The organism is Sphingobacterium puteale, from assembly GCF_003627955.1.
GTDB lineage: Bacteria > Bacteroidota > Bacteroidia > Sphingobacteriales > Sphingobacteriaceae > Sphingobacterium > Sphingobacterium puteale.
Genome location: NZ_RBWS01000007.1, coordinates 388,084 through 412,048, shown reverse-complemented (window position 1 = coordinate 412,048; position 23,965 = coordinate 388,084). Strand labels below are relative to the sequence as shown.

Sequence of the window (23,965 nt, the reverse complement as noted above, 5' to 3'; positions counted from 1 at the left end):
AGAGCCGATGGTATTGCCGTAACAGGTGGGAGAGTAGGTCGGTGCCTTTTTTTACACGGAAGCCCTTGCTGGAAACAGTCAAGGGCTTCTTTCGTTTACATACTTCCCATAAGATTCCAGAGAACAATGGCTAGGCCAATGTTATTGCTGCTCTTACCATAGTGATCTTAAATTGAAAGAACCTCTATAATGTGAATCTTTCCTGAATAGGAATAGAGCAACAGATTTAAGCAAATACCAGTGACCTCCTGCTGCCGATAGTGCTACCCAGAAATACAATGCATTTATATACTGGGTCTAGCATTGATAGCCATTGGATGTTCCCATTCGGACGATGAAAATAACCTTATTGAATGCTGCCTTAATCAGTAGAAAATATACCTACTTCTTCTATGAATGTGATAACCGTCACTTTTGATCTCAGAATGGATAGCGTGAACTACTGTGCTATTCGTTGTTGTTGTTTAAATGGTTTAAAATCAAGTATTACGTAACGGATATTCGATATTTGACCCAATAAAGTAAAGTGACGTACATCACTTTTGTACGCATTCTCTATCATTAGATTGTCATAAAATGCTGCTTACTTTTGATTCAGAATCAACAATTTAAGTAATGCAGTTAGAGCAATTTAATTACGACAATAGAATTGTCAGAAATTTCGGAATCGCTACCATTATTTGGGGGATAGTTGGTATGACCATAGGATTGCTTGTGGCGACGCAGCTTGTTTGGCCTCAAATGAACTTCGGGTTGCAGTATACCACGTTTGGCCGCGTACGCCCGGTGCATACCAACGCCGTGATATTCGCTTTCGTAGGTAATGGTATTTTTATGGGAGTCTATTACTCCTTGCAGCGGGTACTTAAAGCAAGAATGTTCAGTGATGCTTTAAGTAAGCTCCATTTTTGGGGTTGGCAGTTAATTATTGTCGCCTCGGCCATCACTCTTCCGCTAGGACTTACTTCAAGTCATGAGTATGCCGAAATGGAGTGGCCAATTGATATCGCAATCACTCTTATTTGGGTGGTGTTTGGCATCAATATGTTTGGTACAATTATCAAAAGGCGTGAACGTCATATGTACGTCGCAGTTTGGTTCTATATTGCCACATTTGTTACGGTAGCGGTATTACATATCGTTAACTCCATTCAACTGCCGGTAGCAGGATGGAAAAGCTACTATGTTTACAAAGGTGTACAAGATGCACTTGTGCAGTGGTGGTATGGTCATAATGCTGTAGCATTTTTCCTGACTACGCCTTACTTGGGAATGATGTATTACTTTTTGCCGAAAATGGCTAATCGCCCGGTTTATTCCTATAAATTAAGTATTCTGCACTTTTGGTCATTGATCTTTATTTATATCTGGGCCGGACCTCACCATTTGTTATATACAGCATTACCAAGTTGGGTTCAGTCCCTTGGCGTAGTATTTTCGATTATGCTGATTGCACCAAGTTGGGGCGGTATGATAAACGGTCTGTTGACACTGCGCGGTGCCTGGGATAAAGTACGGACTGAACCTATGTTGAAATTTATGGTCGTCGCACTGACCTGTTACGGTATGGCAACGTTTGAAGGACCGATGCTGTCTTTGAAGCAGGTAAATGCGATTGCACACTTTACCGATTGGATCGTTGCGCACGTACACGTTGGTGCATTGGGCTGGAATGGTTTTATGACATTCGGTATCCTTTATTGGCTAATCCCACGTATTTATAAAACAGAACTTTACTCGAAGAAATTAGCCTCCACGCACTTTTGGATCGGTACACTTGGAATTCTATTTTACGCTATTCCGATGTATTGGGCAGCAGTTGTACAAGGGCTAATGTGGAAAGAGTTTACACCAGAAGGGGTTTTGAAATATCCAAACTTCTTAGCAACAACATTGGAAATTCTACCAATGCATATGATGAGAGCTTTAGGTGGGGCGCTTTATTTATCAGGTGTCTTCCTGATGACGTTCAACCTGATTAAGACCATGAAGCAAGGGAAGTTGCTGGCCAATGAGCCCGCCGAAGCACCAGCTCTATTACCGGTTCAGGTCAATGAGCAGTCCCAGCACCGTCGTCTTGAGCGTAAACCTATATTGTTCATGGTATTGGCGCTTATCGCGATTCTGATCGGTGGTATGGTTGAGATGGTTCCTACATTTACCATTTCCAAAAACGTACCGACAATTGCAAGTGTGAAGCCTTATACAGCACTGGAACTGCAAGGACGTGACCTTTATGTCAGAGAGGGCTGTGTCAATTGTCATACACAAACAATCCGTCCGTTTAGATCGGAGACTGCCCGTTATGGTGAATATAGCAAAGCTGGCGAATATGTATACGATACACCATTCTTATGGGGATCGAAACGTACCGGGCCAGATTTGCATCGTATTGGTTCCAAATATCCAAATAAATGGCATTTTGATCATCTTTTGGATCCAACCATAACTTCTCCGGGAAGTATTATGCCTTCTTATCCTTGGCTAATAGACCAGCAGTTGGATAACTCTATTTTGAAAGATAAAATGGAGGCTCTCCGCAAACTAGGAATTCCCTATACGGATGCGGCGATAGCAAATGCGGAACAAGATCTGCATAAACAGGCGCAAAAAATTGCGGACGATCTGAAACAGAATCAAGTCAATGTATTGGCCGATCGCGAAATTATAGCAGTAATCGCTTATTTACAACGATTGGGAACGGATATAAAAGCAGCTCCGAAAGCGGCTGAGGATGTTAACGTAAATCAATAAGACTATGTTTAAACAAATCACAAATTTGAACGGAAGTGAGCTTTACCTTATTGTATCACTTTGGATATTCCTGATTTTTTTTATTTCGGTCGCAATCATGTTGTTTCGCATGAAAAAGGACTATGTAAACTATATGAAGGAGCTGCCTTTGGAGGAGGAAACTGAAAAGGAAACGAATCATTCACCTGAAAGTATATAGTATATGAGTTTATTATTAGATACTGCGCCTGCCACCGTAGAAGCCATTCAGCCTTCCTGGGGTTTTGGTACGGATAATTTATACACAGATATCTTAATTATCGTATTGATAGTAGTGATGTTGGCCCTTCTGGCCTCGGCATTGATGGTCAACCGCGCAATGAAATCCATCATTAAGATTACGATGCCTGAATTGGTCAAAGAAGAAGAACTCAAGAAATTAGCCAATAAGGGATGGTTGAAACGATCTTGGAACAAGATCATGGGAATAAGACCTATCTCTGAAGAAAAGGACATAGTCATCGATCACGAATACGATGGTATCCGCGAACTGGACAATCCCATTCCAATCTGGTTTAATTTTTTATTCTATGGGACGATCTTCTTTGGGGTGGTCTACTTATTCATCTATCAGGTTTCTGGGATCGGTATGAACCAGGACCAGGAGTATGCACATGAAATGGTTGTCGCAGAAAAGGAAAGACAAGCGTATCTAGCTGCTTCTGCCAGCAATGTTGATGAAAATACTGTTGAATTTGAGCCAGACATGGCGGTTGAAGGGAAAGCAATATTCGCTGCAAACTGTGTCGCCTGTCATGGTGGAAACGGGGAGGGCGGTATTGGCCCCAACTTGACGGATAAATTTTGGTTGCATGGCGGTGAGATTAAAGATCTCTTTAAAACTATTAAGTATGGTGTTCCGGATAAAGGAATGGTGCCTTGGGAGCAAACTTTAAGCCCTGCGCAAATTGCACAGGTGGCAAGTTATATTGTTACGCTGAGAGATACACATCCTGCCAATCCAAAAGAACCACAAGGAGAAGAGGTAACCTACGGAAATGCTGAGGATACAGCAAAAGCGAATGATGGTGCCGGGAAAGAAAAAAAAGCTGAATAGTAAATCAAGATTGAAATGAGTACAGTAGTAGTTAATAATGCCAATAATGGTGGATCTAAGTCAAAAAAGAGACAGTGGATCTATGCCAAAAAACCGCAGGGAGCACTTTATAGAAAGAGACAGTGGGTTGGTTATACACTGCTACTGTTCTTATTTGTAGCTCCTTTCATCAAGGTAAATGGCGAACCGTTCTTAATGTTTAATATTATTGAACGGAAATTTTCGATTCTAGGAAACCTTTTTTACCCCCAGGACCTCTATATATTTGTTTTTGGGATGTTGATCATTATGGTCTGCGTAGTGCTATTTACAGTGGTCTTTGGACGTGTCTGGTGTGGATGGACATGTCCACAGACAATTTTTCTTGAACTCATCTTCAGGAGAATTGAATATTGGATTGAAGGGGATTGGCAACAACAAAAAAAATGCGATGAAGGTCCTGATACCGATCAGAAACAGATGAAGAAGCTATTAAAGCATGGCATATTTCTGATTATCTCGTTTTTTATATCAAACATCTTTTTAGCTTATATCATCGGTTCGGATGCATTGATTAAAATTATCAGCGACCCATTGGATCAGCATATTGCCGGCTTAATCTCCATCATCGTATTCACACTGGTATTTTATGCTGTATTTGCCTACATCAGAGAAATTGTCTGCATTGCAATTTGTCCCTATGGAAGATTGCAAGGCGTCCTCCTGGATGATCAAAGTATTACAGTAGCCTACGATCATAGACGTGGTGAACCCAGAGGAAAGCAACAAAAAAGTACTTCTACTTCACAGGGGGACTGCGTGGACTGCAAACTCTGTGTGCACGTTTGTCCAACAGGAATTGATATCCGTAAAGGCCTACAATTGGAATGCGTGAGCTGTACAGCATGTATCGATGCCTGTGATGCTGTCATGGAAAAAATCGGGAAACCCAAAAAGCTGATCGGTTTTTACCCAATGGGGGAGATTGAAGGTACGCTCAAGAAGAAAAGCAATATCCGGGCGGTGGCATACTCCATTGTCTTGGTGGCGCTGATGTCGGTATTTGGTTTTTTGCTGTTCAATCGCTCCCTTGTTGATGGCCGGTTGTTGCGGGCAAAAGGAAGTACCTACCAGCTTCGGGACGATAAGACAATCAGTAATCTTTACGCCCTGGAATTAATTAATAAATCAGGCAAGGAGATGCCTTTTCGATTAGTATGCGAGGATCCGAAACTCAAAATTCAATTGGTTAATCCCATCCAAAAGCTTGGTAAAGATGGACACGCGACTTTAAGCTTCTTTCTGATTATCGCAAACAAGGACGTCGAAACATATAAAAGTAATATCAAATTATCTATCTATTCAGGAGATAAAAAAGTTGAAAGCTTAAAAACAACTTTTATTGCTCCTCCCGGGATGAATTAAAAAATAGAACAATGAATTGGGGTACAAAAATTTTTTTAATCTTAGCGGTATTTATGTTGTGCATCGTTGCGGCTGGATTTTACATGGTCACTCAAGATACGGACAGCTTAGAAGAAGACGATTATTATGAACAAGGCTTGAACTACGATCAAGCTTATGAAAAAAAACAGAATGTGTTGAGCATGAAAGAGATGCCGACGGTTGCGCTCAGAAAAGACACACTTTACATACATTTTGTATCGAAAGTGAACAAAGGAAAGCTATTGTTTCGTAAACCATCGGATAGTAAGCTAGATAGGGAGCTGCCATTCCAGACAACGGATAATCTGCTGGTATTGCCTATTTCCACATTCGACAAAGGGATGTGGAAATTATATGTGGACTGGAAAAGCGAAGGCAAGGATTTTTTATTTGAGGAGCATATTTTATTTTAAAACGGGAGTATGAACTATACCTATTTTGCATTCTTTATGGGCTTATTTGGAAGCATACACTGTGCTGTCATGTGTGGTCCTCTAATTTTTGCGATTGAGGGTCGGCGAGAGCTGAATTGGTGTATTTTTCTAAATAAAGTACTGTATCAATTAGGCCGGGTTTTGACTTATGGTAGCCTGGGATTTCTTCTGGGAACCATTGGTACATTTGCACAAATTCAGGGCTGGCAACGTGCATTGAGCTGGATCACAGGGATAATACTGGTGCTGATTGCTGTCTTTCAGCTCGTAGGGAAAAACAATCGTACCCTCGCCCGCTTGCAGACTCGTTCCGTGCAGCCCTTTGTCAGACTTCTGTCGAAATGGTTGTATAGACCGGGGGGAAGTTTTGTTGCGGGAATTTTAAACGGATTATTACCTTGTGGTATGGTATATATGGCTTTAATGTCCGCAATGAATGCCGACAGTCCGCAACAGAGTTTTCTATTTATGTTGTGTTTTGGATTGGGGACAATTCCACTGTTGTTTTTGTTTTCCTTTTTAGGGAACTTCTCCAGAGCTTTCAAAATTGGCTTTTCAAAATGGGTGCCTTTTTTATATTTCCTACTCGGAATCTGGTTTATACTTAGAGGGGCGAACTTAAATATCCCTTATTTAAGTCCTCTTATCCATATTGAAGGTACAATAAACTGTGCTTAAGGGGAAACAATTTGTCGGCGCTAAGTATTATATTTGATACTAAACTTAGCGCATCATATGGAGGTACTTCATCATATTTTACAAATTGCTTTACAATATTACTGGATTCCCTTACTTATCTTATATATTGGTGTAATCGGCACCATCTTGATTGAAAACCGAAACCCTGCCAAAACGATCGCTTGGATTATGGTGATTGTTTTTCTGCCTGTAATCGGTCTGCTCAGTTATTATTTCTTTGGCCAAAAATTTAAGAAAGTTAAAAAAATGAAGCGGATGTACCGCGAGCAGTCAAAAAAATTACTTGATGCCTGGCGTAAGGAATCGGAAATTATGGAGGAACATATTGATACCCTGAACGAACGCATAGGTAGTTTGGCTATGGTCTATAGGTACCTAAAAAACCAGAAAATATCCACATTTTCCCTAAATAACGACGTGACATTGTTTATTAATGGCGAGGAAAAATTTCCGGTATTGATTCAGCAATTGAAAGACGCAAAACATTCCATTCATATGGAGTACTATATTTGGGAAATGGATGAGGTCGGACGCGAAATATTACAAATTCTAGAAGAGAAAGCAAAAGCAGGAGTGACAGTGCGTTTGATCCTGGACAGTTTTGGTGCTCCTGATGTAATTAAATATTTACATCGACATAAGCCGGATTTCCTTTTTGAGGCTTTTCTTCCTGTTACATTCACTTCATTAGCCAATAGTAATTATCGAAATCACCGAAAGATTGCGGTCATCGATGGAAAGGTTGGTTTTATCGGTGGAATCAATATTTCAGACCGCTATATCAATAATGGAAAAAATGATATTTATTGGCGTGATACTGCGATGATGATTATCGGTGCAGCCGTAAATACCTTGCAGATTCAATTTTGGAATAGCTGGAATCAAACGGATGCGGAATCATTTGAATTAGGTAAAGGCTATTTAAATAGATTTCCGATCGCTGATGAAGACGCGAGTGGTGTTGGCTTTACAGCGAGCGATCCCGGTTCCCCGGCTCCATTCAATATGGAGGCAATTATTGCCGGGATCAATGAAGCAAAGGAATATGTGCAGTTGTGTACACCCTATTTTATTCCGAGTGATGAATTGACAACTGCCTTGATGCTGGCGGTTTCTTCAGGGGTTCGCGTTGATCTGATGTTGCCGGCAAAATCCGATTCCTTTTTTGTACAGCATGCGTCTTTTTCCTTTATTAAACCACTGCTTGAAAGGGGAGTAAATGTATACCTTTACACCAAAGGATTTCTACATGCCAAAACGATCTGTATCGATGGTAAACTAGCCTATGTGGGTACTACGAACCTGGATATTAGAAGCTTTTACATCAATTTTGAGATATCGGGAATTGTCTCTGACAAAGCGTTATGTGAACGTCTGAACAATCAATTTCTTGCGGATATTGAGGCTTCGGACTTAATTACAATTCGTAAATGGATGCAAAGAAGCCGCTGGAAACGGGGGGTCGATTCCATCTGCCGTTTATTGGCGCCTTTACTTTAGCAGTTTGCCTGAATGCAGGTATAATGATATAATAAATGTTAAAAATGCCGTAATAGGGCTGGCCTTTGGGTAAAATTGAATATATTTAGCTATTCTTTTTTTAATTCTAAGACTTTCAATGAAGCACATAAAACTATTGACTTTATCGATAGGGATTTTAGGAGTTGGGTCAACGTATGCTCAGACTGTACCTACATTACCTATTAATACGATCGTAGAACGCGTTCAAAAATATTTCCAGGGTTACCCGACAGAGAAAGTACACCTGCATTTCGATAAGCCCTATTATGCCGTGGGAGATACATTATGGTTTTCTACTTATTTATCACGGAATCTTCCAGAATACGAGCCGAGTAAAATTGCCTATGTGGAAGTTTTGAATAGTCGTGATTCGCTTATTCAGACCTTTAGGATTCCGATGGACAAAGGTGTCGGAAATGGACAGATGGTGCTTGATCCACAGTTCATGGTGCAGGATAACTATCGTTTCAGAGCTTATACCAAATGGATGTCAAATTTTGACGCTGCTTACTTCTTCAATAAAATTGTTCCAATAGGTGATGTGATCAATAAGAAATTGGCCACAAATATTGAATTTCAGAATAATCTCGGTGGAAATAAAAGCCAGGCTGTCATACAGTTCAGGGACCGAACAGGCAAGCCGATGATTAATTCAAAGATCAATTGGGAATTTGTGTCGGGATGGGAAACTGTCGATAAAGGCAAAGGTGAAACGGATGCGATGGGGAAGGTGACGATCAATCTATCGGTAAAAGAGAAGGCTAATCTGGAGAAAGGCCAATTAAAAGTGAGTATCCAGGAAAATAAAAATGAAAAGCCGCTGTCCAGTTCTTTTCTGCTGAAAAATGCCCTCTGGGATGCGGATGTGCAATTTTTTCCTGAGGGTGGAGACTTAATTGCCGGACTTGCCAAAAAGGTGGCTTTTAAAGCTGTGGGATCTGATGGCAAGAGTCTGAAAGTAAAAGGTTCAATTCTCGATTCAAAAGGAAAATCTGTTGCAGAATTCGAAGATTTTGGATCGGGAATGGGGTATTTCTCCTTGTTGCCTTTAGCTGGAGAAAACTACCAGGCAGTCATCAAATTTGACAATGGACAGGAACGTAAATATAAGCTTCCGGCTGTTGCTAATGATAAGACAAATGTTGTATTTGTCAAGCAGGATGAAACAAATGCCGAATTTGCTGTTGTGACTAGCGAGGATAATTTTTCAAAAAATCCTGCTCAATCTTATTATGTATTGGTTCAGTCGAATGGTCATCTCTGTTTTGGGGCTCAGGTTAATCTAAAATCTTCATCTGCGCTGGTCAATATTCCAAAAGAAAGATTACCTAACGGTATCGTTCAGGTCACTTTAATGACTCCTGACGGCAAACCTGTAAGCGAGCGTCTGGCATTTGTACAGAGTGAGAAATTACTCAACATTCAGGTCGCCAGCGACAAACAAAGTTATAAGGCGAAAGATCTGGTTAATTTAAAACTTTCCGTTGATAATAATGGACAGAAATATCCAGGCAGTTATTCCGTTTCAGTAATTGATGAGTCTAAGGTCCCTTATAATGACCAGGCTGACCTCTCCATTGTGAGTAATTTTCTGTTGACTTCGGATCTGAAAGGGAATGTCGAAAACCCGAATGCTTATTTTGACGAAAAAAATCCAAACCGCGAAAAGGCCTTGGATGCCTTATTAATGACACAGGGGTATCGCCGTTTTGATTATCCTGCATTAATCGCTGAAAAGTTACCTCCGGTTAGTTTTCTTCCTGAACAGGGGATCGAGTTATCGGGAATTCTGCGCATGAATACCGGTCGTCCATATCCAAATGGGGGCCTGTTGTTGTCTGTACCTTCACGGAATATCAAAAAGGATGTTTACACCGATCAAAATGGCCGATTTACATTCAAAGACCTTGTTTTTCCTGATTCATCTAAAGTGACCGTAAATGCGCGGTCAAATGATAATTATCGGAGTCTGGTGATCAATATGGATCAGAGTTATTATCCCGAAATAGATAAGAATAATGGTTATAAAAGCTATTTTGTTCCCAATATCGACCAAGCAATAGCGCCTTATCTGGATAATAGCAGAAAAGAGTATCGAAAATCTATTCTGTTGGATGAAGTAGAGGTGACGGGAGTTCAGAAAAAGGTCATCACCAATAAGGATTTTCCATCTATTTCGGGTTTGTCTATGCCTGAACATCGTATCGAGCCAGAACGCTTAACAGGATGTAATGTATTGACTATGTGTCTGCAGACTGTTTTAACGGGAATTACTTATGATCCCCAAACATTGAAATATTATGTTTCGCGTGATTACAATGCTGGTGGACGTACACCTGTTCAGTTTTTCCTAAATGGTATGGCCATAGACGAACCTGGATTGAACAGTATAAATGTCGCAGATATCGAGGGAATAGAAATCTTTTTGCGTGACGAATTGGGTACGGTATCGAGAATGTATCAAAACAATGGTGTTGTCTCTATTTATACTAAGAAAGTGGAGGCCAAGAAACCTCGGATGGCTTTGAGTGAAATTGAGAAACTCCTGCCAAAATCGAATGTTATAGACATGTTCCCGCTAGGCTATGTTAAAGAACGTAAGTTCTACACGCCGAAATATGATACGCCAGAGCGAAAATCGGCAAATGACCTGCGGACCACCATTTATTGGAATCCAAAGGTAACGGTAACCGAGACAGGAGAGGCCACCGTTCAATTCTACAATGCGGATGGAAACGGCAATTATAAAGTGATTGTCGAAGGGATGGACCAGACGGGTAATATTGGTCGAAAAGTGATCAACTATCGCGTGCAACCCTAATGAGATTGAGCTTACCAATAGAAACGCTGTTCTTTGAAAAGAGCAGCGTTTTTTTATAACAAAAAAACACCTCCTTGATGGGCAAGGAGGTGCAAACTAACCAATTATAAACCTAAATTATGAAAAGTATTTTGTCGCTTTTGAAAGCGTTTAGCTTCTTATTTGTAAAGTGTATTTCAAATCCTATGCCAAATTGATTCTGGGTCTATCTGGCAGTTATTTCTAACAGAAATGTTATAAATAGATCAAGTAAATGCAAATGGCAAGCTGCTGTTTTTTGATCGGAGGGATCGATAGATACCCGGTAGAAGAATGAGATGGCTATTGGGGGGTGTATCCCTAGCCTTGATTATGCGAGTGACCTTGTTGATCCAGATGATAATAACATTGCCTACAGCGTGGTTCATAGACTTCCTTTTCACCGAGTAGAACGGTTTGTGTGTCATCTGTGAGCCGATAAGAATAATTCGCTGGAGCGCCGCATTGCATGCATACTGCGTGAACTTTGGTGACATGTTCAGCAACTGCCATCAAACTTGGTATTGGACCGAAGGGTTGACCTTTATAATCCATATCCAATCCGGCAATAATTACACGAATTCCACTGTTTGCCAATTTGACACATACTTCTGTCAATCCGTCATCAAAAAATTGTGCTTCATCTATGCCAACAACTTGGGTAGCCGAACTCAATAGCAGGATTGCCGAAGAATTTTCAACCGGAGTAGAGGGGATACTATTGCTGTCGTGGGAAACGACCAATTTTTCATCATATCGTTTATCGACCGCAGGCTTGAAAATTTCAACGTTTAGCCGCGCATATTGTGCCCGTTTTAGCCTGCGTATCAATTCTTCGGTTTTGCCAGAAAACATTGATCCACAGATAACCTCAATACTTCCATATCGAGCTGGTCTCAATGTCAGATTATGTTCGGAAAAAAGCATTTGATTAAATTATTTTTTTCGGATGGCCAGCAAATAAGGTATTATTTGTCCATGGGCCTCCTATTATATTCTGTTTTTGACAATGCTAATATCAGAATTAAATATTAAATTTGAGTAGCAAAAAAGTGATTGCGAATTCAAATATTTATAAATCAAAGGATTGAGTTTTCCACTTTTTAAGGTAAGGAATGTAAAGGTATTATAAACGATTAACAGGCGATTTCAAATAGAATTATGGGTACTAAAGAAGAAATTTTTAATCAGATAGGAGATTTATTACAAGATTTGAATGCACAGTATTTGGATTTGTCGGAAAAAGACGGTACTGCCGAATTAAGTGATTTGGTGCGTTTGGAAGCGAAAGCACAATCTGTGGCAGCTTACGTCACTTTACTTAAGACAGATGCTGTATTACAAGGCGGGCAAGTTCAAAATACCTTAAAAGAATCGGTTTTGGAGAGCAAAAAAATAACATTCAATGATTATTTTACACCGCCATCTTCGATACGGACTTCTAACCAGCCCATTGTTGAAACTGAAAACATCGCACAGCATAATGTGGATAGCGGCACATCTAAAAACTCAAATGAAGCTGCTGTAGAAGCGCAGGCGGAAGTAGAAGAAACAGTGGATCTGCCAGCAGTTTCATATTCGACGAAGATTGCAGATGAAGCTAATTCGCCAACCGTTGATCAGGCTCCACCTACAACACCCGAAGCTGCTGTAGAACCGGTTGAGGAAAATCAGTATACCATAAATGAACCCAAGATAGACCTCATTGATGAAGAACCGGTGGTGGTTACCGAGGTTATAGAAGAACCAAAACAGGTTATCATCAAAGAAGTTCAGGAGAGCCTTATCCAGGAAGAAGTCAATACGGTAGTGCAGGAGACTCCTTCCAGACCGCTCACCCTAAATGAGATTATCTCGCAGCAAAAGCAAGCCGGAGTACAGAACCGGGTATATCAAGTCAATCAATCCGGAAGTTCCGATAAACTGACCGACATCAAAACCGGAATAAGTTTGAACGATAAGCTTTTATTTATTAAGGACCTATTTAATGGCTATAGTTTGGCTTATAGCGAAGCAGTAGAGTTATTAAACAGATTTAGCAGCTATGCAGAAGCTGATGCATTTTTGCAAACCAATTATGCGATCAAAAATAGGTGGGCAGATAAACCCCATACCGTTGAAAAATTATATGAGGTATTGCGAAGAAGGTACAGCTAGTGCATAATTCCATCAAAAAAAGCATCTTTAATCAATTTAAAGATGCTTTTTTTTGATGGATATGAACTACTTGTTTGCTGCTATTTCAATTGAAATTGTAACCAGTCTTTGCCTTCGTGGCCGTAAACGAAATATTTTGGCTGTAAGATTTCCGCCAGAGATTCCAGCTCAGTAAGGTATTCGTATCCTGGGGTCTGGGCAAAACCGGGTTTTGTCATAATAAAAAGCTGATCGAGTTCAATGGCCTTTGATTGTGCAATTGACGGATCATTTAATAATAGCGGAATATGGGTAAATACAGTTTCACCGCTGTCAATGAGGATAATTTTATCTGCCTCATGGGCAGTTGTCGTCGGAATTCCGCCCGCTATTTTGATAGACTCCTGAAGGTAGGCCGAGTCATTGATTTCCAATGGTTCAATTTGATCTAAAACCAATACTTTGGGCCTGTCACTGGCCGTTATAAATTTGAGCTTGTGAATCAAGATGCTGGTTTCGTCTTCTATTTTTTCAATGAGCTCATTGATATTTTCTTCGCTGTTTAATTCTTCGCCAAGTGTATTGATATAAGCAATGACGTCTTCGATGCTAACGATTCCCGATTGCTTTGCTGCTAACTTAGCGTATGTTTCCGGTGAGAAAGTGCTGTTATTTAGATTCAGCTGTTCCAAAAAATGGGCAACTAATTTTTCCTGATTGCTTTGCATGCTGCAAAAATACAAAAAGGCGAGCATTAGCGAAAGTAAATTAGCAATAGTAGGTATTGGAGGATTTTTGTAAATTGGCATCAAATAAATGTGATAGATATGTTTGACAAATTATTTCAGGCACAACAAAAGGCAGAAGAAATCAAGAAAAGACTAGATACTATTTCGGTATCCGGTGAGGCTGAAGGTGGTTTGATCCGGGTAGTTGCAACAGCCAATAAAGAGATTAAGGAGATTACGATAGACCCTGTTTTTTTGTCCAATGCGGATAAAGAAGAATTGGAGGAATTATTGGTTGTTGCTTTAAACAAGGCATTAGTCCAAGCAGAGAATATCAGTCAGGCTGAAATGCAGGCAGCGAGTAAAGATATGTTAGGCGGCTTAGGCGGTTTATTTAATCAATAGCAATATGATCATGAAAGCAACTTATTACGGTCAATCTTGTGTTGAGTTTGATTTTGATGGAGCGAAGGTTTTATTGGACCCCTTCGTAACGTATAATCCACTGGCGAAAGCAATTGATGTAAACGCGATTAAGCCCGATTACATTTTTTTAAGCCACGGACATCAAGATCATGTCGCAGATATGGCAACCATCCAAAAGAATAGCGATGCTACAGTATTGGCTATTGTAGAAACAGCGGCATGGGTAAGAAGACAGGGCGTGCCTGACGATAAAGTGATTGAGTTCAATCTTGGCGGGACGATACAGCTGCCTTTTGGCACTGTCAAAATGGTTTATGCTGCGCATACGAATAGTACGCCAGATGGCCAATATGGCGGATTTCCGGTTGGATTTGTCTTTAATGTACAGGGGAAAAAGATTTATTTCGCCGGCGATACGGCGTTGACCATGGAAATGAAGCTGTTGGCAGATCTGAAATTAGATTGGGCATTTCTACCAATTGGTGGATATTATACCATGGATGTAGATGACGCGATCAAAGCAGCGGAATTTATTAACTGTTCACGTGTGGTAGGGATTCATTATGATTCATTTCCGCCAATTCAGATTGATAAACAAAAGGCTTTGGACAAATTTCAAAACGAAGATATTTCACTGTCTCTTCCAAAAATAGGGGAAACAATAACCTTGTAAAAGATAAAAAAGCCGAACTAGTTCGGCTTTTTTATCTAAATAATTTTATCCAGCTATGCGGTTATCCATTTTCCGTCTAGGATGAGATGACGATTTTCTTGAGATCCTCTAAGCTGAAAAGGGGAGTGTCAATGATTTTGTTTTTAAGGATCTGTTCCTTATTCTCTTCAAAATAGAATAGCTTCCATTCACCATTTTTATATTCTAAGCTACTGAGATTTTCGATCCAATCACCAGAATTCATATAGGTGCAGGTTCCTTTTCTGGTGATAACTTCCTTTATCTGGGGTTGATGAATATGACCGCAGATCACGAAATCATAATTTTTTTCAATCGCCAGTTCCGTTGCCGTATGCTCAAAGTCCGAGATGTATTTGACGGCTTTTTTAACAGAGTTTTTTATCTTTTTTGAAAGCGAATATTTCTCTTTTCCCATTTTATCCAAGCAATAGTTAATGACATTGTTCAGCTGTATCAGCTTATCATAACCCCAGCCGCCAAGTTTTGCCAGCCATTTCGAGTGATGGATGGATGCATCGAAAACATCCCCGTGAAAGATCCATACTTTTTGATTATTGAGTGAAAGAAGAAGTTTGTTGCTCAGTTTGATATTACCAAGTTTAAGGTCCGTAAATTTTCGGAGCATTTCGTCATGGTTGCCGGTTATGTAATGGACTTCAGTACCCGTCGAGCTCAAGTCAATGATCTTCTTGATAACCTTTAAATGATCTTGCGGAAAGTAACTTTTCTTAAATTGCCAGATATCGACAATATCGCCATTGAGGATCAATATCTTGGGTGCGACAGATTCCAGGTAAAGTAAAAGCTCTTTGGCTCTACTTCCGTATGTACCTAAGTGTATGTCTGAGAGTACAAGTATATCAAGGCTTCTTTTCATCGGAATAAACTATAAATATTCTTTTTACAAAAAAAAGGTAAATTTATTTTGCACTGATGAAATTCCTGTTATTAAATCATTAAAATATGCTGTAACACAGTATGAGTAAGTTTATTAGAATTTAATATTAGCTTTTTTATTGAATAAAAAAGGTGTCTGATACAGATCAGACACCCTATAATATGTTAAAGATTATTTATCTTGTTATTTGGCAACTGCAGCTGCTCTATCAATGTGGAACTGGACAAGATCATCAATTGGAGAACGCAGGATTTTGCCTACTTTCATACCATATTGTTCTGCCTTTTCAGCCAGTACGTTTCTGAAATTGTAACCTACTGAGCCAATGCAATTGAAGGTATAGCTTTGATAATTAGGGTATTTGCTGACTAAATTTCTAAAGAAGGCTTCAAATGCTTCATCTACGATATTACGTGTATACTCAATGTTCACATTGTTGTCATAGACGAATTTGCTGAAACTTGCACAGAAACGGTTAGGCATTGGTTTGGTATAAACCGCATCCATGATTTCGTCTTTTGTCATTTTGTAGGTGTTCCAAAAAACTTCTTTGACATCTTTGGGCATTAAATTACGAACATAGTCTGCAAGTAACTTTTTACCAATATAGCTACCCGATCCCTCATCACCTAAAATGTAAGCTCCGGAGTCAATATTTAATGTAATTTCCTTACCATCATAGAGACAAGAATTTGTTCCTGTACCCAAAATTGCAGCAAATCCGGCTTGAGACCCTAATAATGCTCTTGCAGCAGCAAGTAGATCGTGCCCTACTTCCACTTTCGCTGTAGTAAATACTTGTTTTAAAGCATCAACTACAATTTGAGCTTTTTCTTTATTATGGACACCGGCACCATAATAATTTACTTCCGCGATTTTTTCAAAAGGTAAATCCTGCGGTAATCCTTTTTTTAGGGAGTTTACAATGTATTCACTGTCAACAAAATAAGGGTTATAACCCTCGGTATTGAAGTAGATCTTTTTATTTGAATCATCTAACAAACACCAGTTTGTTTTTGTTGATCCCCCGTCAGCAATGATTATCATTATTGAGTAGTTTTAATTGTGTTTATCGTTATAAAATGAGTAATCAATTCATTAATCAATTCCCCGAAAATACATTTTTTAATTTTAAATATCATAACTTATCCATGTATTTTTAAAAAAATAAATTTTAATAATTTGCTCATTATATAAAAAAACTGGCTTAACGGTGTTGTTAAGCCAGTTTTTGAATAGTGTAATAAAATTGTTTAAATAGTGTACTATTTACAATTAGTTGATGCTGTTAGTGACCTCCTTCAGCCTCGATTTCATCAATATTGATTCCTTGTTTGGTTAAAATTCCTTTGACAAATACAGCAAAGAAAACAATATAACAGAATCCGATTAATGGTAGAATATAGGAGTTGTGTATTCCAATGAGATCGGCCAATTTTCCTTGAATAGGAGGAAGGACACCACCACCAAGAATCATCATAACCAAGAATGCTGAACCCTGAGCGGTATATTTTCCAAGACCAACGATTGATAAACTGAAGATGGATGACCACATAATTGAACAAGCAAGACCTCCTGATAAGAATGCATAAATAGCAATTGTACCGGAAGAGAAAAGCCCGATTAACATGGCAATGATTCCAAATAAACCAAAAATAATCAATGTACGCGCAGGTTTTTCTTTACTTAGGTAGAAAGCCACGATTTGCAGAATAATGCAGATTACATAATAATAAAGGTGTGACATTTCGAAGCCTGCAAGTGTATTGACACCAACAATGATGGAGAATGCAACTAAGGGGACGATAATCAGTAAACTGTTTTTAGTGGATTTGCTCAAGTTGAATGCGGTAATTGCACCTGCCCACCGGCCAATCATCATACTTCCCCAATACATGGATACATAAGGAGTAATCTGCGAAGATTGTAGGTGACCAAATTCTTTTAAAGTCAACAATTCACCTAGGTTACTACCGATCGCTACTTCGATACCTACATAGATAAATAAAGCAAGCATTCCCAAGGCCAATTGGGGATATTTCATTGCTCCCCATCCTTCCGGATTCTTTTTTGCGCTTCTGTTGGAGAAAAGCAAACCGCCGATGACAACGATTAAAGCACCTGCTAACCATAGCATACGTTGTGTTTCAAGTGGTTTGGCAACTTCTTTAATATGTGCTTTTAATTGATCGATTTGTAACTGATCAGTGAGGCTTGTTGCTTGTTGATGGAGCTGTTCGATATGCAATGCAAGGTCACTCTTGTAACTTAGGAATACTGGAGTGAACATACCGAATAGTAGAACTGTCATGATAATCAAGGTACGTAAAGCCTTATTGGCCTTTTCCATGGGTTCATTGCTGATTCCAGCCGGTACTTTTTTGCTAAAGTTGAACAATGCCGCAGCGAGGATAAACAACAAACCCACACCGACGTAGAGGTATACTACTTTATTTAAAGGTAGATTGGCAATCTCAGAATCGGAAATAGGTTCAAATGTACCGAAAAGCGAAAATCCGATCACGAGGGGTCCTATCGTTGTTCCAAAGGAGTTGATACCACCGCCAAGGTTGACTCGGGAAGCCCCTGTCTTTGGATCGCCCAATAAAACGGCGAAGGGATTGGCAGCAGTTTGCTGCAAAGAGAATCCCAGTGCGACCACAAATAGGCCCAGCAACATGCCAATATATAGATTTACCTCGACCGCTACAATCATCGCTGCAGCACCAAGTGCTGAAAACAACAGGCCATAAACGATACTTTTTTTGTAACCCCATTTTCCAACAAGGTCGTTGCCGCCAATTGAACTAAAAATGAACAGGAGCAATGCACCGATGTAGTATGCCGTATAAAAGGCAAAGTCTATAAGTTGCGATTGAAATTGATCCAGGTGAAAATAATTCTTGCAGAATGGGATAAATACGCTATTTCCCGCCGCAATAAACCCCCAAAAGAAAAACACAATAATCAATGTGTAGAGTGCGGGGTAATTGGTTTTAGTTTGTTGCTGTTCCATATAAGGGATCTAAAAACTTAAATTTTGAAAGGTACGAACTTATGAAAAAAAATATAAAATTCAATCTAAAAATGTTGTTAAATCGTTTTACTAGCTACAATAGTAAATATTTTTTTTGAAATATTTTGAAATAACAAAATTTGTTTTTTTCTTTGTCTAGGTTCTCAAGATTTAACCCACTTCGGGTTTAAAAGAAATCATTAAGTTCTTCATTCACTTAAACAAGGAAACAAGCTTAAGTGTGTAATCAGAATAAAGCTCAAAAGAAAATCCAAAAATCATACACAACACATTAATGGATATTAACGAATTAAACGCTAAACTCGTATCGGAATTGCGCGAGATTGCTAAGTTGATCGGTATCGCGGATGCTGATAAATTGCGTAAGCAAGAATTAATAGAAAGAATTAGCAATACCGGTGGGGAAGAAGAAGCAGCTCCGGCTTCTACAGAAAATGTTGCTAAAGTGGGGGAAGACAATCAGGAACAGGCTGAACGTACACGTAAACGTGTGAGAACGGTGAAAACCGCAGAGCCTGTAACTGTAAGAAAACGTGAGGCTGTCGAAAGTGAAGAAAGCAGTCCTGCGGTAGATACGACTCCGACAACAGATAAAGGTTCCCAACCTGAAAAAACTCTTCAAACTCCTAAAGCTGAAAATAATACTTCTTCCAGTACAGATTTCGACAATGTTATCGTTAATGAGGGTGTTTTGGAAATTATGCCTGATGGCTATGGTTTCTTGCGTTCTTCGGACTATAACTACTTGACTTCTCCTGATGATATTTATGTATCACAGTCTCAGATCAAATTATTTGGTTTGAAAACAGGGGATACCGTTCGTGGCTGTATCCGTCCACCAAAAGAAGGTGAGAAATATTTTCCTTTGGTTAGAGTAGAAGCTATCAACGGACAGAATCCTGCAGAAGTACGCGACCGTGTACCTTTTGACTATTTGACTCCTTTATTTCCGGATGAGCGCTTAAATTTAGATATGGGTATGGGTAATTACTCCACACGTATCATGGATTTGTTTACACCTATCGGAAAAGGTCAGCGTGGATTGATCGTTGCACAGCCAAAAACAGGTAAAACAAATTTGTTGAAGGAGGTTGCTAACGCAATCGCCAAGAATCATCCTGAAGTATACCTTATCATCTTATTGATTGATGAGCGTCCTGAAGAGGTTACGGATATGGCAAGAAGCGTGCGTGCAGAGGTTGTTTCATCTACTTTTGATGAACCCGCTGATCGTCACGTAAAGATTGCTAATATCGTATTGGAAAAAGCGAAGCGTATGGTAGAGTGTGGTCACGATGTGGTTATCCTGTTGGATTCCATCACTCGTCTAGCACGTGCTTACAATACGGTTGCTCCGGCTTCAGGTAAAATCCTGTCCGGTGGTGTGGATGCAAATGCGTTACATAAACCAAAACGTTTCTTTGGTGCGGCTAGAAATATCGAAAACGGCGGCTCATTGACAATCCTTGCGACAGCTTTGACAGATACAGGTTCCAAAATGGATGAGGTTATCTTTGAAGAATTTAAAGGAACTGGTAATATGGAACTGCAATTGGATCGTAAATTGGCAAACAAACGTATCTTCCCTGCAATTGATATTACAGCGTCTAGTACGCGTCGTGATGATCTATTGACAGATAAAGAAACATTGCAACGCATTTGGGTGCTTCGTAATCACTTGTCGGATATGAATTCTACAGAAGCAATGGAATTCTTACAGGGACAAATGCGTGGTACTAAATCAAATGAGGAATTTTTGATCAGTATGAATGGGTAATCCCGTCAAATTTTAATATTTTAGCCATCATTTCTAACCGAATGATGGCTTTTTTTATAAAAAATAAATCACTTAGATGAAAAAACATATTCCAAATTTGCTAACCTGCCTGAATCTTTTTAGTGGTTGTATTGCTGTACTGATGGCCTTGGAGGGGAATCTTAAAGCAGTAACAATCTGTGTTCTAGCCTCTGGAATATTTGATTTTTTCGATGGTATGGTAGCCAGACTACTCCATGTAAAATCACCTATTGGGAAAGAACTGGATTCGTTGGCTGATATGGTCAGTTTTGGATTTTTACCGGGTACGATCATGTTTACATTACTGCAGAAAGCGCTTCCTGATACTTCCTTGCTACCGTATCTAGGGTTTATTATAACCGTATTTTCGGCTTTGCGTTTGGCCAAGTTTAATTTGGATGAACGACAAACTTCCGATTTTATTGGACTTAATACGCCAATGAATACCTTTTATGTGCTTTCATTACCCTATATTGCCGTTAAGTATCCCGAACTCATTATAAATCCAATATTTTTGATTGGAAGTGTGCTGTTGACCAGTTATCTGTTGATCAGTGAGATTCGGCTGTTTTCGATGAAATTCAGTTCGATGGATTGGAAAACAAACAAATTTCGCTTTATATTTCTATTTTTAACTTTGATCTTATTTGTAGTCGGGCAGTTTATGGCTTTACCAGTTATTCTAGTTTTGTATTTTATACTGTCGGCATTTCATTTCAATAAAAAAAACGATCTGGCTTAGATCGTTTTCTCATATTGTTCAAGTTCAAATAATAGTTCTTTCATTTCGATATCCAGGACGTGAAAAGTCGCTCGGAGTCCCTCTAAGGATTCCTGATTTTTGGCATTCATTTCCAGTTCTTCCAATTTGGCTTTTAAATGGAATGCCCCGATATAGTCCATCGTCGGTTTGATGTGGTGAGCGGCATCGGCAATTTTTTGATGGTCACCTTCAGTTAGTGCATTTCGTAAGTTGTCTAAATCTACGGGGGTTTGAATAAGATACATTGATACAAATTGTTTGATCAAATCTGAATTGTCAAACATGTTTTTGTTGATCAGGTCAATGTCGATATGGTTCATCGTTGCTAATTTTCTTTACGGGTAATTCGTCCTTGCAGTTATGCAATAAATATACGTTATTTTTTTTGTAAACGGGGTGAATGTAGTCCGGTGCTATTTCTGCTAAGGGTGCTAAGGTGAAACGTCGTTCTGGAATAAACGGATGTGGTATAATTAGATTTGGGTAGTTGATAATTTCATCGTTGAAATAAAGTAAATCAATGTCAATCGCTCTTTGGCCCCATTTCTTCAGACGTACTCTTCCTAAATCCAATTCAATCTGCTGTGTGTGATTCAAACAATCAATTGGAGATAAACCTGATTTTATTAAGATGACCTGATTTAGGAACGCGGGCTGGTCTTCAACACCCCAAGCGGCGGTTTCATAAATGGAAGATGCCATCAAAATTTCACCAACTTGTTTTTCAATCGCTTGTTTTGCCCGTAAGAGTTGCCGCAGACGATCTCCCAAGTTGGTCCCCAACAATATAAAAATCTTATTCATGTTGCTAAAATAAGGCTTTATAAAATAAAATACTGGGGGAATAAAAAATATTGCATTACCTTTAGTGTAAAATAAATCATTCCATTATCGGAACTGTATAAATCGGGATTAATTATTAAATATGAGATCATTTTTTAAGTATGTATTGGCTACGATTACGGGGATTGTAATATCTTTTGTGATCCTGTTTATTGTTTTTATGGGTATTATTGGGGCGCTTATCAGCTCAGCCTCTTCGGAGCAGGAGGTCGTTGTCAAAAACAATTCGGTGTTATTTCTATCCTTTGACTATGACATCAATGAGCGGAACGACAATAATCCTTTTGGAAGCTTAAATCTTCCGGGATATTCTACAAAGAGTATTGGTTTGGATGATATCCTGGGTAGAATCAGATATGCTGCAACGGACGGGAATATTAAGGGAATTTATATCGATGCGGGAAGTATCGGAACTGGTTTTGCGAGTTTGAAAGAGGTGCGGGATGAACTACTGGCCTTTAAGAAAACAGGAAAATTTGTTGTTGCTTACAATGCTGGGTATAATCAAAAAGCATATTATGTAGCCAGTATTGCAGATAAGGTGTACGTTAATCCACAAGGAACCATTGATTTTAGGGGGCTTGCGAGTTCGACCATGTTTTACAAGGATCTATTGGATAAAGTGGGGGTAGAGATGCAGATTGTGAAAGTAGGTACATTTAAGAGCGCAGTGGAACCCTTTTTCTTAAATAAAATGAGTGACCCAAACCGTTTGCAGGTAACATCGTATCTTGGAAGTATATATGATACTTTTATCAATGAAATTGCGGCAAGTCGGAATATTCCGGCGGATTCATTGCGTGGTATAGCCAATGATTATCTGGTTAGGAATGCTGATGATGCGGTGCGTTATAAGCTTGCTGATGCCAAGATCTATAAAGACGAACTGCTCTCTGATTTAAGAAAGCGATTGAAGATAGGCGAGAAGGATGAGATATCTTTTGTTTCATTGCTCGATTACAATAAAAAGGTGAAGGAGGATGCCAGTGGTTCTGAGGTGGCGGTTCTTTACGCTGTTGGTGAGATTGTGGATGGTGAAGGTACCCGTCCGGGTGAGATTGGAGGGGATAAATTTTCAAGAGAATTACGCAAGCTGCGAGAAGATGATGCTGTAAAGGCTGTTGTGTTGCGTGTGAATTCACCTGGTGGGTCGGCACTTGCTTCAGATATTATCTGGAGGGAGGTGATTTTGACTAAAAAAGTTAAACCAGTAATTGTTTCTATGGGAGATGTAGCGGCTTCAGGGGGCTATTATATTGCTGCGGCAGCTGACTCCATATTTGCTGAGCCAACGACCATAACCGGATCAATTGGTGTATTTGGTGTAATACCGAACTTTCAGAATCTGATGAACAATAAAATTGGCGTTCACTATGATGGTGTAAAGACAGGGAAATTTGCGGATTTGATGACTACTTTTGATCGCCCATTGAGCGCTGAAGAAAGGGATATTATCCAACGTGAGGTCGACAAAGTGTATGCTACTTTTACAAAAGTTGTGTCAGAGGGTAGAAAGATGCCATTGGCCAATGTTGACAGCATCGGTCAGGGCCGTGTATGGACAGGTACGCAGGGGCTGGGTATTAAATTGGTGGATCGCCTGGGTAATCTGGATGCCGCTGTTCAGGCGGCGGCTAAAAAAGCAAATCTAAGCAAGTATAAGGTTTCACAATATCCTGAAAAGGAAGATCCATTCACTTCGATATTGAACAATTCAAAGGAAAAAGTGCAGGCTTGGGTAGCGAAAGAACAAATGGGCGAATACTATCGTTATTTCGATGTGATGCGGCAGGCAACTACGCATAGCGGTGTTCAGGCAAGGTTACCTTACACGGTAGAAATTCATTAATGATAATTTAATCCGATAAAAAGGC

The 23,965-nt window shown here is 39.5% G+C and carries 21 protein-coding genes; 14 read left to right on the top strand and 7 right to left on the bottom strand.

Features of this window, described 5'->3' with window-relative positions; all coding sequences use genetic code 11:
• Positions 1–615: 615 nt before the first annotated feature.
• The 8 genes from ccoN to D7322_RS10870 all read left to right on the top strand — a co-directional run bounded on the left by ccoN (position 616) and on the right by D7322_RS10870 (position 10,750).
• Positions 616–2,754, top strand: a complete 2,139-nt coding sequence (gene ccoN, locus D7322_RS10905) for a cytochrome-c oxidase, cbb3-type subunit I (protein ID WP_121124071.1) — start codon at positions 616–618, stop codon at positions 2,752–2,754.
• Between the two features lie 4 nt (positions 2,755–2,758).
• The gene (locus tag D7322_RS10900; RefSeq protein WP_108632970.1) at positions 2,759–2,953 is read left to right on the top strand and encodes a hypothetical protein; all 195 of its coding nucleotides are present in this window, start codon (positions 2,759–2,761) and stop codon (positions 2,951–2,953) included.
• Between the two features lie 3 nt (positions 2,954–2,956).
• Complete coding sequence (locus D7322_RS10895) at positions 2,957–3,850, top strand: cbb3-type cytochrome c oxidase N-terminal domain-containing protein (RefSeq protein WP_121124069.1); 894 nt, start codon at positions 2,957–2,959, stop codon at positions 3,848–3,850.
• A 15-nt stretch (positions 3,851–3,865) separates the two neighbouring features.
• Entirely contained in the window at positions 3,866–5,254 is a 1,389-nt protein-coding gene (ccoG, locus tag D7322_RS10890) for a cytochrome c oxidase accessory protein CcoG (RefSeq protein WP_121124067.1), read from the top strand.
• A gap of 11 nt (positions 5,255–5,265) precedes the next feature.
• Positions 5,266–5,688, top strand: coding sequence for a FixH family protein (locus tag D7322_RS10885; RefSeq protein WP_121124065.1), 423 nt, complete (start codon positions 5,266–5,268; stop codon positions 5,686–5,688).
• A 9-nt stretch (positions 5,689–5,697) separates the two neighbouring features.
• Positions 5,698–6,387, top strand: a complete 690-nt coding sequence (locus D7322_RS10880; protein WP_121124063.1) for a sulfite exporter TauE/SafE family protein — start codon at positions 5,698–5,700, stop codon at positions 6,385–6,387.
• Between the two features lie 57 nt (positions 6,388–6,444).
• Positions 6,445–7,908 carry a cardiolipin synthase gene (gene cls / locus D7322_RS10875; RefSeq protein ID WP_121124061.1) on the top strand — a complete coding sequence of 488 codons (1,464 nt, stop codon included), beginning with the start codon at positions 6,445–6,447 and terminating at the stop codon, positions 7,906–7,908.
• A gap of 118 nt (positions 7,909–8,026) precedes the next feature.
• The gene (locus D7322_RS10870) at positions 8,027–10,750 is read left to right on the top strand and encodes a carboxypeptidase regulatory-like domain-containing protein (protein WP_245971315.1); all 2,724 of its coding nucleotides are present in this window, start codon (positions 8,027–8,029) and stop codon (positions 10,748–10,750) included.
• Between the two features lie 339 nt (positions 10,751–11,089).
• Here the strand turns inward: D7322_RS10870 and D7322_RS10865 are convergent, their stop codons facing one another.
• Positions 11,090–11,695, bottom strand: a complete 606-nt coding sequence (locus D7322_RS10865) for a thymidine kinase (protein WP_121124059.1) — start codon at positions 11,693–11,695, stop codon at positions 11,090–11,092.
• A 234-nt stretch (positions 11,696–11,929) separates the two neighbouring features.
• Between D7322_RS10865 and D7322_RS10860 the strand changes: the two genes are divergently transcribed.
• Positions 11,930–12,925 (top strand): hypothetical protein, encoded by a 996-nt coding sequence (locus tag D7322_RS10860; protein ID WP_121124057.1) that lies wholly within the window; start codon positions 11,930–11,932, stop codon positions 12,923–12,925.
• An 80-nt stretch (positions 12,926–13,005) separates the two neighbouring features.
• Here D7322_RS10860 and D7322_RS10855 read toward each other — a convergent pair whose 3' ends face one another.
• Entirely contained in the window at positions 13,006–13,632 is a 627-nt protein-coding gene (locus tag D7322_RS10855) for a substrate-binding domain-containing protein (protein ID WP_121124055.1), read from the bottom strand.
• A gap of 99 nt (positions 13,633–13,731) precedes the next feature.
• On the opposite strand from D7322_RS10855, the gene D7322_RS10850 reads away from it, so the two are divergent.
• A complete protein-coding gene (locus D7322_RS10850) occupies positions 13,732–14,037 on the top strand; it encodes a YbaB/EbfC family nucleoid-associated protein (RefSeq protein ID WP_121124053.1) in 306 nt (101 codons plus the stop codon).
• 10 nt (positions 14,038–14,047) lie between these two features.
• Positions 14,048–14,731: a metal-dependent hydrolase gene (locus D7322_RS10845; RefSeq protein WP_121124134.1), complete on the top strand. Its 684-nt coding sequence runs from the start codon at positions 14,048–14,050 to the stop codon at positions 14,729–14,731.
• 76 nt (positions 14,732–14,807) lie between these two features.
• On the opposite strand, the gene D7322_RS10840 is transcribed toward D7322_RS10845, so the two are convergent.
• The 3 genes from D7322_RS10840 to D7322_RS10830 form a co-directional block, all read right to left on the bottom strand.
• Positions 14,808–15,629: a UDP-2,3-diacylglucosamine diphosphatase gene (locus D7322_RS10840; protein ID WP_121124051.1), complete on the bottom strand. Its 822-nt coding sequence runs from the start codon at positions 15,627–15,629 to the stop codon at positions 14,808–14,810.
• Between the two features lie 204 nt (positions 15,630–15,833).
• Positions 15,834–16,697, bottom strand: a complete 864-nt coding sequence (locus D7322_RS10835) for an N-acetylglucosamine kinase (RefSeq protein ID WP_104380805.1) — start codon at positions 16,695–16,697, stop codon at positions 15,834–15,836.
• Between the two features lie 241 nt (positions 16,698–16,938).
• Complete coding sequence (locus D7322_RS10830; RefSeq protein WP_121124049.1) at positions 16,939–18,666, bottom strand: MFS transporter; 1,728 nt, start codon at positions 18,664–18,666, stop codon at positions 16,939–16,941.
• 295 nt (positions 18,667–18,961) lie between these two features.
• Between D7322_RS10830 and rho the strand changes: the two genes are divergently transcribed.
• Together rho and pssA are read left to right on the top strand one after the other, a co-directional pair.
• Positions 18,962–20,464, top strand: coding sequence for a transcription termination factor Rho (gene rho / locus D7322_RS10825; RefSeq protein WP_121124048.1), 1,503 nt, complete (start codon positions 18,962–18,964; stop codon positions 20,462–20,464).
• Between the two features lie 76 nt (positions 20,465–20,540).
• A complete protein-coding gene (gene pssA / locus D7322_RS10820) occupies positions 20,541–21,227 on the top strand; it encodes a CDP-diacylglycerol--serine O-phosphatidyltransferase (RefSeq protein WP_121124046.1) in 687 nt (228 codons plus the stop codon).
• Here pssA and D7322_RS10815 read toward each other — a convergent pair.
• Entirely contained in the window at positions 21,224–21,568 is a 345-nt protein-coding gene (locus tag D7322_RS10815) for an Hpt domain-containing protein (protein ID WP_121124044.1), read from the bottom strand. The genes pssA and D7322_RS10815 overlap by 4 nt on opposite strands.
• Complete coding sequence (folK, locus tag D7322_RS10810; protein WP_121124042.1) at positions 21,549–22,052, bottom strand: 2-amino-4-hydroxy-6-hydroxymethyldihydropteridine diphosphokinase; 504 nt, start codon at positions 22,050–22,052, stop codon at positions 21,549–21,551. Before folK ends, D7322_RS10815 begins: the two co-directional genes overlap by 20 nt.
• A gap of 121 nt (positions 22,053–22,173) precedes the next feature.
• Between folK and sppA the strand changes: the two genes are divergently transcribed.
• Complete coding sequence (gene sppA, locus D7322_RS10805; protein ID WP_121124040.1) at positions 22,174–23,940, top strand: signal peptide peptidase SppA; 1,767 nt, start codon at positions 22,174–22,176, stop codon at positions 23,938–23,940.
• The last annotated feature ends 25 nt before the right edge of the window (positions 23,941–23,965 follow it).